This is a genomic window from Massilia sp. Masssp93, assembly GCF_059491295.1.
Window position 1 is genome coordinate 2,783,422 of record NZ_CP168502.1, and the last position, 12,416, is coordinate 2,795,837.

The following is a 12,416-nucleotide window of genomic DNA, read 5'->3' on the forward strand; positions in this document are numbered from 1 at the left end:
TTTTTTTATCGGCGCGGCGTCAAGCGTGGCCGATGTGCTCATACAGGATCAGCGCCCCGATCGCGATCAGCACGACGCCGCCCACCACCTCCGCGCGCTTGCCCACCAGTTTGCCGAGACCGCGGCCCACCATCACGCCCAGCGTCACCATGATGAAGGTCGAGAGGCCGATGGCGCCGGCCGTCGTGACGATGTTCGCGTCGATGAACGCGAGGCCCACGCCGACGGCCAGCGCATCGATGCTGGTGGCAAATCCGGTCACGGCCAGCAGCCAGAAGGAGTGCGAGGACGGCTTGTCCTCTTCCTCCACGTCCGCGCCCCACAAGCCTTCGCGCATCATGCGCAGGCCGAGGAGGCCGAGCAGGGTGAACGCGATCCAGTGGTCCCACGCTTCGACATACGGCGCGGCGACATGGCCCAGCGCCCAGCCGATGACGGGCGTCGCGCCTTCGATGACGCCGAAGATGGCGCCCGTGCGCAGGGCTTCACGGAAATGCGGACGTTGCAGCGCGGCCCCCTTGCCGACGGCGACGGCGAATGCGTCGGTGGACATGGCGAGGGCGAGTGCGGCGGTAGCGAGGAAATTCATTACGGTTCCGGTCGGGCAAATGACGATGGCATGCCGGCGCGGCCCGATGAACGCGCAGGCATACCAAAGGTCTTGCCAACCGAAACGGCTGCCCGTACCACGGCGGCCGTGGGCCGTCGAGTATGTTGATACGGGAACTTCCGCGTGGACGGAAGCAGGCTACTCCCCAATGGGATGCCGGCATTCTACTGCAAAACCCCGCCGGATGGCCAGCGTCAGGCCGCCAGGGCCTGGCGGCGATGCAGGTTGGCGTATTTCAGGCCGAAGAACAGGATGAAGCCGTAGCACGCGGCCGGCACGAAGAACGACGGCTGGACGCCGACGCGGTCCGCCAGCATGCCCTGCGCGAACGGCACGATCGCGCCGCCCACGATGGCCATGCACAGGATGCCGGAGCCCTGCCCCGTATGGCGTCCCAGGCCGTGCAGGGCCATGCTGAAGATCGTGGGGAACATGATCGAGTTGCACAGCCCGACGGCGAGGATCGCCCACATCGCGGCATGGCCCTCGCCGAAGATGGCCGCCAGCACGAGCACGATGGCGGCGCACGCATTGAACGCGAGCGCCTTGCCCGGACTGACGACGCGCATGACGCCGAAGCCGATGAAGCGCCCGACCAGCGCGCCGCCCCAGTACACGCTGACCCAGCCGGCCGCCTGCGCCGCCGGCAGCGCGGCGACGCGCTGCTCGCCGAGGAAGCTGACGAGGAAGCTGCCGATGCTGACTTCACCACCCACGTACAGGAAAATGGCGACGGCCCCCAGCACGAGGTGGCGGTAGGCCAGCACCGAGCCGGAAGCGGCCGTCTCCCCTTCGGCGTGGTCGATGCGCGGCAGGCGTGCCAGCGCAAACAGCACGGCCAGGAGCGCGAGCGCCGCCGCCAGCGCGAGATAGGGTCCCTGCACCGTGGCTGCTTCGTGGGCGCGGTGCGCCGCCTGCCCGGCCGCGTCCAGCGCCGCGACCTGGTCCGCCGTGTGGCTGCCGGCGCCGGCCAGGATCAGGGCGCCGCCGACCAGCGGGCCGACCGTGGTGCCGAGCGAGTTGAGGGCCTGCGTGAACGTGAGCCGGCTCGACGCCGTGGCCGCCGGACCGAGGACGGTGACGTACGGGTTCGCGGCGACCTGCAGGATCGTGATGCCGCCCGCCAGCACGAAGAAGGCGAACAGGAACAGGCCGTAGCCGCCGCGCGCGGCCGGATAGAACAGGGCGCAGCCGGCGGCCGCGATCAACAGGCCGGTGACCGCGCCCTTCTGGTAGCCGAGGCGCCGGATCAGCGCGCCGGCCGGCAGCGACACGATGAAATAGGCGCCGAAGAAGCAGAATTGCACGAGCATCGCTTGCAGGTAGTTCAGCGTGTAGATCGCCTTGAGGTGCGGTATCAGCACGTCGTTCAGCGATGTGAGGAGGCCCCACATGAAGAACAGGATCGTGACGATGACGAGCGGGCCCGTGTTCGTCGCGGCGGTGCCGGGTGCGGCCGCCAGCGGCGCCGTGCCGGAGGTGTTCGGTGATACTGCCATGAGGTCTCCTCGTGATGATTATGATTGTCGCGATGCGGCGTCGAGCATGGCGGCCACGCCGCGCAGCGCGGGATACGGCGCCGTGACGAGCCACGTCGGGATGCGCGCCAGCCAGGGCTGCAGGCGGCCCTTGCCTTCGAAGCGGGAGCGGAATGCGGACGCATGGAACAGCGGCCCGAGGCGCGGCACGATGCCCCCGCCGATATACATGCCGCCCGTCGCGCCCAAGGTCAGCGCGACGTTGCCCGCCACGCTGCCCAGCACCGCGCAGAACACGTCGGCCGTGTCGCGGCAGGCGGCGCTCGTGCCGTCCAGCGCCCGCGCCGTGATGGCGGCGGCGGCCAGCCGTTCGCCCGCCAGCACCCGGTGGATCGCTTCCAGGCCGGGGCCGGACAGCAGCCGTTCGGCCGACACGTGGCCAAATTCTTCCCGCAGCGCCTCGAGGAGCGCCGTCTCCTGGCGCGTCACGGGTGCGAAACTGGCGTGGCCGCCCTCGCCCGCCAGCGCGATCCATTGCGTGCCGCCCGGTCCCGGCGCGGGGACGACGGCCGACACGCCGAGGCCCGTGCCCGGTCCGATCAGGCCGATCGGCCGGCCGGCCTGCGCGGCGCCGTCCGCGCCGCCGATGCATTCGCGGCCCGCCTCGTCGAGGTACGGCAAGGCCATCGCCAACGCCGCGAAATCGTTGACGACGAGGAGCGTGTCCAGTCCCCGCGCCGCGCGCAGCTCTGCGATCGAAAAACGCCAGTGGTGGTTCGTCATGCGCACGAAGTCGCCTTCGACGGGATTGGCGATGGCGATGGCGGCGTGGCGCAGGCCGTCCGTCGCGTGGCCCCGCGCGGCGGCGCCGGCCAGGTAGGCATCCATCGCGGCGCCGATGTGGTCATGGTCGCGGCACGCGAGAACGTCGATGTCGGCGAAGCCGGCGCCAGGGGCCTGCAGCGCGAAACGGGCATTGGTGCCGCCGATGTCGGCGAGCAGCCGGTAAGCGCTCATTGCAGTTCCTCGCAACCGATGGCGTCCCCGGTGGCCGTCACGTCGATGTTGCCGAAAGCGGCCGTGAACGCGCCGCTGCTCGTCACGCTGAACGGCGTGTCCACGCGCGCCGGGTCGGCGCCGTGCGCGCGGAAGCACGCGAGCGGAATCGCGACCGACTGCCGCCCTTTTCCAGCCAGGCGCGTGAACAGCTTCGTCGCGTCGAGCGGCGTGCCGCATGCCCTGGCGCCGCACGCCATCGCGATCGTCACCTTGCCCGCGGGCGCGGCCTGCACGACCGTGTCGAAGCGGAGCAGCCCCTTGTCCGCCAGCGCGGCCGGCAACGCGAGCGGCTTGTCGCCATGCGCCTCGAACGTGGCCGGCGCCGTCCACGTGACGAGCTTCGCGTCCTGCTGCGCCTTGATCTGGGCGACGGCGGCGGTGATGCCGGGCAGGCGCGTCGTCGCGTTCAAGTCCGCGCCGAGCGGCTGCACCCTGGTGTCGCTGCGGATGCGCAGGGGGAAGCTGGCGCGGTCGGCGTGGCCGTAGACGGGATACGTGTCCGCCGCGCTGCAGCCGCCGGGCGGGTAAGCGGCATCGAGCAGGCCCACGCGCGAACGCTCGCCGCGCTTGAGCCCATAGCCGTAGGCGAACAGCGGCGCGTAGCCGGCGTCGCCGACGTTCAGCGGCGTCTGGCACACCGTCTTCGGCCACGAGAACGACAGCCTGCCCGTGAATTCGTATGGCTTCGCCCCCTTGGCGGCGACGAGCAGGTCGGACACGCCCCTGCCTTCCGTGCCCGGCAGCCAGGCGGCGACGAACGTGTCGGACAGGTTCAGCAGGTCGTTGACCCACAGCGGGCGGCCGGACAGGAACACGGTGACGACCGGCTTGCCCTTGCCATGCACTTTCCGCAGCACCGCGAGATCTTCCGGATAGCGGCTCGAATGGCGCAGCGTCCCCGATGGCACGATGTCGCCGTCGCCTTCCGCGTACGGGCCTTCGCCGATCACCGCGACCACGGCGTCGAACTTGCCCGGGTCGACATCCGCCGCATCCGCGCTGTACGTGACGTCGGCGCCGGCGGCCTTGAGGCCCGCGAGGATCGTGTCGGCCTTCGGGAAATCCGCGTTCGTGTTCGCCGTGCCCTGCCACGTCAGCGCCCAGCCGCCGGTCTGGTTGGCCATGCTGTCGGCCGCCTTGCCGACGACGAGGATGCGTTGATTGGCGGCCAGCGGCAGCGCCGGGCCCTCGTTCTTGAGCAGCACGAGCGATTCGCGCACGGCGCGGCGGCCCAGGTCTTTCGCCAGCAGCGCGTCGTCCCTGCCGGCCCACGCCGATTGCGACGGCCGCTTGCCGAACACGCCCGCCCGCAGTTTCACCCGCACGATGCGGCTGACGGCGTCGTCGATGCGGGCCAGCGGGATCCGCCCTGCCTCGACGTCCTTGACCGTATTGGCGATGAACGCTTTCCAGTCGTTCGGCACCATCACCATGTCGACGCCGGCGTTGATGGCCTGGGCGCAGGCATCGTTGCGGCAGCCCGGCACTTCGCCGATGCCGTTCCAGTCGGTGACGACGAAGCCGTCGAAGCCCATCTTGTCCTTGAGGATGTCGGTCAGCATCGCGTGGCTGCCGTGCACCTTGCCGTAATCGTGGCCCGCCGCGACGTCGTTCCAGCTGTTGAACGAGGCCATGACGGTCTGCGCGCCGGCTTCGATGCCGGCGTAGTAGCCCTGCGCGTGGATGTTCATCATGTCGCGCTCGCTGACCTTCGCGACGCCGGTGTTGACGCCGAATTCCGTGCCGCCGTCCGCCATGTAGTGCTTGATGCTCGCGATGACGTTGGCGTCGCCCTTGAGTGCCCCCTGCAGCCCCGTCACGTAGGGTCCGGCCAGGCGCTTCACGAGTTGCGGGTCTTCCGAAAAGCTCTCGTAGGTGCGCCCCCAGCGGTCGTCGCGCACGACGGCGACCGTCGGCCCGAACACCCACGCGATGCCGGTCGCGCGCACCGCCTTGCCCGTCGCCGCGCCGATTTCACGCACGAGTTCCGGATCGCGCGCGGCGCCGAGGCCGATATTGTGCGGGAATATCGTGGCGCCGTAGACGTTGTTGTGGCCATGGACGGCGTCGGTGCCCCAGATCATCGGGACCTTGACCGCCATGTCGGTCGCCATGGATGCATCGTAAAACGCGTCGGCGAGTTTCAGCCAGTCGGCCGCGTTCGCGTGCTTGTCGTTGTGCGGCCAGCTGCCGCCGCCGTTCAGCACGGAGCCGAGGTAGTACGTGCGCACGTCGTCCGGCGTCACGCTCTTGATTTCGGCCTGCGTCATCTGGCCGATCTTCTGTGCGAGCGTCATCTTGCCGACGATTTCGCGCACGCGCGCCTCGAGCGCGGCGTCCGGGGCGATGGCGCTCGTCAGGCGCGGCCAGGCATCCAGCTGCGGTGCCGCGGTCGCGGCGGCGGCGCAGGCGGCGGCCAGCGCCAGCGCGGACGCCACGGCCAGGCGCATGGTGCGGTTGATGTTCATGCGGGTGTCTCCAGGGGTTATGTCGTTATGGTTGCGAAGCGATTGGAAAGGTTTCCAATCGCATGCGCAGATATTGAATGGAAACGTCCGCGCTGTCAATCGCCCGCTTGCGTTCACGCCCCGCGCAGGAACCCCCGATACCATTTCGCACTGTCCTTCAACGTGCGCCGCTGCGTGCCGTAATCCACGTGCACGAGGCCGAAACGGCGCAGATAGCCTTCCGCCCACTCGAAGTTATCCAGCAGGCTCCAGGCGAAATAGCCTTTCACCGGCACGCCGTCGGCGACGGCCTGGCGCAGCGCGGCCAGGTGGCGCATCAGGTAGCGGCGCCGTTCCACGTCGCGGACCTCGCCGTCGCCCGCGACCACGTCGTCGTAGCACGACCCGTTCTCCGTCACGTACAGCGGGCCGGGACGGTAATCGCGGTCGATGCGCGCGAGGAGTTCCGACAAGCCCTGCGGCGCCACCGGCCAGCCCATCGCCGTGGTCTCCCCCTGCGCGGGCAGGATGCGCACACCGAGCGGGCCGTGGTCCGGGTCGTCCGCGACCGTCTCCGGGAAGTAGTAATTCACGCCGAGGAAATCGGTCGGCACGGCGATCGCCTCCAGGTCGCCCGGCAGCACGACGGGCGCCGCCGCTCCCACTTGCGCCAGGGTCGCCTCGGGATAACCGCGGCCGTACAGCGGGTCGAGGAACCAGCGGTAGCGCAGCCCGTCGTGCCGTTCCATCGCGGCGACGTCGCGCGGCGCGGCGCTGGCGGGACGCAGCGGGTGCAGGCTCAGTGAAATGCCGACCTGCGCATCCGGCACGTTGGCGCGGATGACGGGCACCGCCTTACCGTGCGACAGCAGCACGTGATGCGCCACCTGCAGTGCCGTGCCGAGATCCTTGAGGCCCGGCGCATGCCAGCCTTCGTAGTTGCCGATGATGGCCGTGCACCACGGTTCGTTGTGCGTGATCCAGTGCTGCACACGGTCGCCGAGGCGGCGCGTCATCGCATCGGCCAGTTCGAGGAAGGCGTCGACCGTCCCGCGGTCCGCCCACCCGCCGCGGTCCTGCAGCCATTGCGGCAGGTCCCAGTGGTACAGCGTGGCCCACGGCTGCAGGCCCCGTTCCAGCATGCCGTCGACGAGGCGCGAATAGAAGTCCAGCCCCTTCTCGTTCGGCTTGCCGCCCGTCCCGTCGAAGATGCGCGGCCACGCGATCGAGAAGCGGTAGGCGTTCAGGCCCAGGTCGCGGCCGATGTCCAGGTCTTCCGGCCAGCGGTGATAGTGGTCGCAGGCGACGGCGCCGGACGAGCCGTCGCGGATCTTGCCGGGCGTGGCGGCGAAGCGGTCCCAGATCGATTCGACCCGGCCGTCGACGGCACCCGCGCCCTCGATCTGGTAGGACGAGGTGGCGCAGCCCCACAGGAAATCGCTGCCGAAATCGGCGCGCTGCGGCGCGTGCGGCTCGGGGCCGGCGGCGCCCGGGAAATGGTCGTTGGTGGTCATGGTAGTCGGTCTGTTATGGTTGTAATTGGAAAGCTTTCCAGATGCGCCGCAAAAAAAAGCGCGCATGCGGCCGCGCGCCTGGATCGCGGCGGCGCCGTCAGGCGGCCTTGCGTCTCCCGCCCGGCGCGGTCGCGAGCGACGCGCGCAACGTGACGCTGACGGGGAATTCGCGCGTGACGGGCCGGCGCATGTCGTAGCACAGGTTGAGCAAGGCGTTGATGCCGTTCTGCGTCATCTCGCGCCACGGCATGTGCACCGACGTCAGGCGCGGCGCGGAGAACGCGGCGCTGGGCGTGTCGTCGTAGCCCAGCACGGACAGGTCGTGCGGCACGCGGATGCCCGCCTCCTGGAAGTACGACAGCGCGCCCACGGCCATCTCGTCGTTGGCGCAGAACAGCGCCGTGCAGCCGTAGCCGGAATCGAGCAGCTGTTTGGCCGCGGCCCAGCCGCCGGCCGGCGAAAAGTCGCTCTCGAGGCGCCAGATCTTCGCGGGGTCGATGCCGTGCTCGCGCAACTCGCTCATGAAACCGTCGATGCGGGCGCGGTTGTCCTCCAGCTGGCGCGGGCCTTCGACGACGGCGATCTTGCGGTGTTTCTGGTCCAGCAGCGCGCGCGCGGCGAGGCGCCCGCCCAGCGCGTGGTCGACGGTGAAGCACTGGTCCGGCATCGATTCGAAGCTGTGGTTCAGCGCGACGAGCTGGCCGGACTTGGCGCCCAGCGCGGCCACGTCCTCTTCCAGCAGCGCGCTCGTCATCACGACGAGGCCGTCGCAGCCGCGCTCGACGAGGAATTCGATGCCCTCGACGGCCTGGCGCCGTTCGTCGCCGAGGCCCACGCCGAACGCCAGCACCATGTGCACGCCGGCCGCGCGCAGTTCCGTGTCGATGATCTGCAGGATGGGCGTGTAGAACGTCCCGCTCAGCACGGGGATGTAGACGCCGACCATGCGGCTCGTCCCGGACAGCAGCGCGCGCGCCGCGTGCGACGGCCGGAAGCCCAGTTCGTCGATCGCCTGCTTCACGCGTGCCAGCGTCGCCGGCGATACCGATCCCTTCCCGCTCACCACGCGCGACGCGGTGCCGAGGCCAACGCCGGCCAGCTTCGCTACGTCCTTGATAGTCGCCACAAACTCTTCCTCAATGCTTACGTTTCGCCAGGGCCGCCGGGGCGGCGCGGCGTAAGGATACTGTATTTGCGCCGTTCACAGGCGATTTCCCGTCCGCGCATCGAACAGCGACACCCGCGCCGCGTCGATGTCGAACGCGACCCGTTCGCCCGGCGCGAAGCGGCGCGCGTCATGCACGATGCTGGCCAGCAGCGCCTTCCCGCAGCGCAGCCACACGACCTGGTGATTGCCCATCGGTTCGACGAGCGTCACCTCGCCCCGCAGTGCGCCGTCCGCGCGGATCTCGACGTGTTCGGGCCGCACGCCGAGGACGGCCGGCTGCGCGGCCGGAGACCCCGCGTCGTACGCCGGCACGAGGTCGAAACCGTCGGCGCCGAAGCGTCCGGCGGCGTCCAGCGCGCCGTCCACGAACGCCATCGCCGGCGCGCCCAGGAAGCCCGCCACGAAGCGGTTCGCGGGCCGCTCGTACACGTCCAGCGGCGTGCCGACCTGCTGGATCGCCCCCTTCTCCATCACGACGATGCGGCTCGCGAGCGTCATCGCCTCCACCTGGTCGTGCGTCACGTAGATCATCGTCGAGCCCAGGGTCTGGTGCAGCAGTTTCAACTCGCGGCGTAGTTCCGCGCGCAGCTTGGCGTCCAGGTTCGACAACGGCTCGTCGAACAGGAACACCTGGGCCTCGCGTACGAGCGCGCGTCCGATCGCCACGCGCTGGCGCTGGCCGCCCGACAGCTGCGCGGGCTTGCGCCGCAACAGCGCGTCCAGCTGCAGCATGGCGGCGGCGCGGTCCACGCGCCGGCGGATCTCGGCCTTGGGCGTGCCGGCGATGCGCAGGCCGAACGACATATTGTCCTCGACCGTCATCGTCGGGTACAGCGCGTACGACTGGAACACCATGCCGATCCCGCGCTCGCTCGGATCGCAGTCCGTCATGTCGCGCCCGCCGATCTCGATGGCCCCCGATTCGCTGTCGACCAGGCCCGCGATGCTGTGCAGCAGCGTGGACTTGCCGCAGCCGGAAGGGCCGAGCAGGACGAGGAATTCGCCCGGTTCGACATGCAGGTCGAGGTCGCGGATGATGGGCTTGCCGCCCAGGACGATGTTCAGTTTGCGCAGCGAGACGTTGGCCATCCCTTATCCTTTCATGCTACCTTCGGCGATGCCGCGCACGAACCAGCGGCCCGAGAAAAAGTACAGCGCGAGCGGCACGAGCGCCGTCAGGATCGTCGCCGCCATGTTCACGTTGTACTGCCGGGTGCCGGTCGTGGTGTTGATCACGTTGTTCAGCTGGACCATCATCGGCATGTTGTCGCGTCCCGCGAACACGAGGCCGAGGATGTAGTCGTTCCACACGCCCGTCACCTGCATGATCGCGGCGACGACGATGACGGGCAGCGACATCGGCAGCATCACCTGCGCGAAGATGCGCCAGAAACCGCCGCCGTCGATGCGCGCCGCCTGGAACAGCTCGTGCGGCACGTTGCAGTAGTAATTCCGGAACAGCAGCGTCAGGACGGGCATGCCGAACACGAGGTGCACGAGCACGATCGCGGGCAGCGAGCCGAAGATGCCGGCCAGCGCCATCACACGCACGAGCGGATAGATCATCACCTGCACCGGGACGAAGGCGCCGGCCATCAGGATGCCGAACAGGATGTTGGCCCCGCGCGGACGCCAGAACGACAGCGCGTAGCCGTTGACGGCGCCGAGCAGGATCGGAAGGACGGTACTCGGCACGGTGATCGCGACCGAATTCCAGAAGCCGGTGCGCACGCCCTCGCACGCCGCGCCCGTGCACACGCCGCTCCAGGCGAGGCGCCACGGCTCGAACGTGAGCGCGTGCGGCAGCGCGAAGATGCCGCCCTGGCGGATCTCGTCCATCGTCTTCAGCGACGTCACGATCATCACGTACAACGGCAGCAGGAAGAACAGGGCGGCGCCCAGCAGGAACACGTACAGGCCGATGCGCGCGGGTGTGAGGCGGCGCCGCGCGCGCCGCAGCGGCTTGCTGTGGGCGGCGGCCGGCGTGGTGGCGAGCGGCGGGACGATCGTCTGCGGATTCATGCGGTCTCCTTGCGGCTGCGGGCATAGGCGTACGGCGCGAGCAGCGCCAGCACCGGAACGAGCAGCACGATCGCGCCGGCCGAAGCCAGGCCCACGTTCGAGCGCAGGAACAGGTGGTCCATGATGAATTTGGCCGGGACCTCGCTGGCGATGCCGGGACCGCCCTGCGTCATCGCGACGACGGCGTCGTACAGCTTCGCGACGGCCGTCGCGAGCAGCAGCAGGACGGTGGCGACGGTCGGCCACAGCATCGGCAGGATGATCTGGGCATACACGCGCCAGGCGGGGATGCCGTCCAGCCGCGCCGCCTTCCGGATCTCGGGGTCGACGCCGCGCAGCCCGGCCAGCATCAGCGCCATCACGAGGCCGGACGCCTGCCACACGGTGGCGATGACGACCGTGTAGATCGCATAGTCCTGCGACACGATCCAGTCGAACCGGACGTGCCCGAACCCGAGCGCGCGGATCGCGCCGTCGATGCCGTCGCCCGGGCTCAGGAGCCATTGCCACACGAGGCCAGTCGCCACGAACGACATCGCGTACGGGTACAGGAACACGGTGCGGAACACGCCCTCGCCTTTCACGTTCTGGTCGATGAACACGGCCAGCAGGAAGCCGATGACGAGGCTCGCCAGCACGAACAGCGCGCCGTACGCGGCCAGGTTGTGCAGCGACAGCATCCAGCGCTCGTTGTCGAACAGGCGGTGGTATTGCGCGAGGCCGATGAAGTGCCCGGACGGGAAGGTGCGCGAGCCGGTCAGCGACAGATAGAACGTCCACAGGCCGGCGCCCAGGTAGCCGAGTGCGGCCACGACGGCCATCGGCAGCAGCGCCGCGTACGGTGTGGCCCGGGTGAGGGAACGTCGCGCCATGTCAGTAGCGCAGCGCCGAAGCGATGCTGTTCTGGGCCCGGTCGACGGGCATGTTCGTGTTCCAGTAGGCGGTCAGCACGTCCTGCAGCGCGCCGTTCTGGTCGGGCGTCAGGTACACCTCGGCGACGCCGACCGGCCGGCGCGGATCGCGCAGGATCGCCATGCCCTTGCGCGCGCACTCGTCGAACTGGCTGTCGTCGGCGTCCAGCCGCACCGGGATCGACCCTTTCAGCCTGTTGAACGCGAGCTGCACGGCGGGCTTCTCGACGACGCTCGCCAGCAGCTTCTGGGCGCGCAGCGTGGCCGCATCGTCCGTTTTCGGGAACACGAAGACGTCACCCTGGATCAGGTAGGGACTGTCGCGGCCCAATCCCGGCACGCACCCGAACTCGCGACCCGGCGCCTGCCCGGCCGCGATGAATTCGCCCTTGGCCCAGTCGCCCATGATCTGCATGCCGGCCTTCCCGCCGATCACGAGCGCCGTCGCGTCGTTCCAGTTGCGGCCCGGCGATGCCGGATCGACATAGCCCTGCAGGCGCTTGAATGCGACCAGCACCTGGCGGAACGCGGACGAATGGATGGCGGCCTGGTCGCGGTCGCGGATCACTTTCAGGTACAGGTCGCGGCCGCCCAGGTTCGACAGCACCATCGAAAACAGCAGGATCTCCTGCCACGCCTGGCCGCCGTGCGCGAGCGGAATCAGGCCGGCCGCCTTGAGTTTGTCGAGGTCCGCGAACAGCTCGTCCATGCTGGCCGGCTCGCGCCCGATGCCGGCCTTCGCGAACGCGGCTTTCGAATACCAGATCCACGTCTGCATGTGGATGTTGATCGGCACGGCGTACCAGTGACCGCGCACCTTGATCACGTCGACGATGGGTGCCGGCAGGACCTGGTCCCAATGGTCGCGGCGCGCGATGTCGTCGACGGGATTGAGCATGTCTTCCTCGATGATGTCGAGGAACTGCTTGGAGGTGTTGAACTGGGCCGCGGTGGGCGGATTGCCGCCGATGATGCGGTTGATGGTGACGGCGCGCGCCTGGTCGCCGCCGGCGATCGCGGTGTCGACCCAGGTGCCGCCGGCCGCGCGATAGGCCTGCTCGACCTGCTTCACGGCGGCCGATTCGCCGCCGGACGTCCACCAGTGGATCACTTCCGCCCTGGGACCGGCGTGTGCCGCCGCCGCGAATACGCACAACGACGCGCCGAGCAGCCACCTGCGGGTTCCGTACATGCTGTCTCCGTTATG

Annotated in this window: 10 protein-coding genes and 1 riboswitch; all 10 genes read right to left on the reverse strand. The window is 69.3% G+C overall.

Annotated features, from left to right (window positions below; all coding sequences use genetic code 11):
• Positions 1-19: 19 nt before the first annotated feature.
• Positions 20-589 (reverse strand): manganese efflux pump MntP, encoded by a 570-nt coding sequence (gene mntP, locus ACEN9Q_RS11510; protein ID WP_056444527.1) that lies wholly within the window; start codon positions 587-589, stop codon positions 20-22.
• Positions 588-770, reverse strand: a riboswitch (yybP-ykoY riboswitch). It overlaps the preceding gene by 2 nt.
• Positions 771-804: 34 nt before the next feature.
• Entirely contained in the window at positions 805-2,109 is a 1,305-nt protein-coding gene (locus ACEN9Q_RS11515; RefSeq protein ID WP_495628497.1) for a sugar MFS transporter, read from the reverse strand.
• 18 nt (positions 2,110-2,127) lie between these two features.
• The gene (locus ACEN9Q_RS11520) at positions 2,128-3,105 is read right to left on the reverse strand and encodes a glucokinase (protein WP_495628498.1); all 978 of its coding nucleotides are present in this window, start codon (positions 3,103-3,105) and stop codon (positions 2,128-2,130) included.
• Positions 3,102-5,615 (reverse strand): glycoside hydrolase family 3 protein, encoded by a 2,514-nt coding sequence (locus ACEN9Q_RS11525; protein WP_495628499.1) that lies wholly within the window; start codon positions 5,613-5,615, stop codon positions 3,102-3,104. Before ACEN9Q_RS11525 ends, ACEN9Q_RS11520 begins: the two co-directional genes overlap by 4 nt.
• A 113-nt stretch (positions 5,616-5,728) precedes the next feature.
• A complete protein-coding gene (locus tag ACEN9Q_RS11530; RefSeq protein WP_495628500.1) occupies positions 5,729-7,108 on the reverse strand; it encodes a GH1 family beta-glucosidase in 1,380 nt (459 codons plus the stop codon).
• A gap of 97 nt (positions 7,109-7,205) precedes the next feature.
• Positions 7,206-8,234 carry a LacI family DNA-binding transcriptional regulator gene (locus ACEN9Q_RS11535; protein ID WP_495628501.1) on the reverse strand — a complete coding sequence of 343 codons (1,029 nt, stop codon included), beginning with the start codon at positions 8,232-8,234 and terminating at the stop codon, positions 7,206-7,208.
• Positions 8,235-8,309: 75 nt separating this feature from the next.
• Complete coding sequence (locus tag ACEN9Q_RS11540) at positions 8,310-9,365, reverse strand: ABC transporter ATP-binding protein (protein ID WP_495628502.1); 1,056 nt, start codon at positions 9,363-9,365, stop codon at positions 8,310-8,312.
• 3 nt (positions 9,366-9,368) lie between these two features.
• The gene (locus tag ACEN9Q_RS11545; RefSeq protein WP_495628503.1) at positions 9,369-10,298 is read right to left on the reverse strand and encodes a carbohydrate ABC transporter permease; all 930 of its coding nucleotides are present in this window, start codon (positions 10,296-10,298) and stop codon (positions 9,369-9,371) included.
• Positions 10,295-11,170, reverse strand: coding sequence for a carbohydrate ABC transporter permease (locus ACEN9Q_RS11550; protein WP_495628504.1), 876 nt, complete (start codon positions 11,168-11,170; stop codon positions 10,295-10,297). The genes ACEN9Q_RS11545 and ACEN9Q_RS11550 overlap by 4 nt, the downstream gene beginning before the upstream one ends.
• A 1-nt stretch (position 11,171) precedes the next feature.
• Positions 11,172-12,401, reverse strand: a complete 1,230-nt coding sequence (locus tag ACEN9Q_RS11555) for an ABC transporter substrate-binding protein (protein ID WP_495628505.1) — start codon at positions 12,399-12,401, stop codon at positions 11,172-11,174.
• Positions 12,402-12,416 lie beyond the last annotated feature (15 nt).

Coding starts and splice junctions, on each gene's coding strand:
- ACEN9Q_RS11555 (WP_495628505.1), bottom strand. CDS start 12,401: ATGTACGGAACCCGCAGGTGGCTGCTCGGCGCGTCGTTGTGCGTATTC.
- ACEN9Q_RS11545 (WP_495628503.1), bottom strand. CDS start 10,298: ATGAATCCGCAGACGATCGTCCCGCCGCTCGCCACCACGCCGGCCGCC.
- ACEN9Q_RS11550 (WP_495628504.1), bottom strand. CDS start 11,170: ATGGCGCGACGTTCCCTCACCCGGGCCACACCGTACGCGGCGCTGCTG.
- ACEN9Q_RS11525 (WP_495628499.1), bottom strand. CDS start 5,615: ATGAACATCAACCGCACCATGCGCCTGGCCGTGGCGTCCGCGCTGGCG.
- ACEN9Q_RS11520 (WP_495628498.1), bottom strand. CDS start 3,105: ATGAGCGCTTACCGGCTGCTCGCCGACATCGGCGGCACCAATGCCCGT.
- ACEN9Q_RS11540 (WP_495628502.1), bottom strand. CDS start 9,365: ATGGCCAACGTCTCGCTGCGCAAACTGAACATCGTCCTGGGCGGCAAG.
- ACEN9Q_RS11515 (WP_495628497.1), bottom strand. CDS start 2,109: ATGGCAGTATCACCGAACACCTCCGGCACGGCGCCGCTGGCGGCCGCA.
- ACEN9Q_RS11530 (WP_495628500.1), bottom strand. CDS start 7,108: ATGACCACCAACGACCATTTCCCGGGCGCCGCCGGCCCCGAGCCGCAC.
- mntP (WP_056444527.1), bottom strand. CDS start 589: ATGAATTTCCTCGCTACCGCCGCACTCGCCCTCGCCATGTCCACCGAC.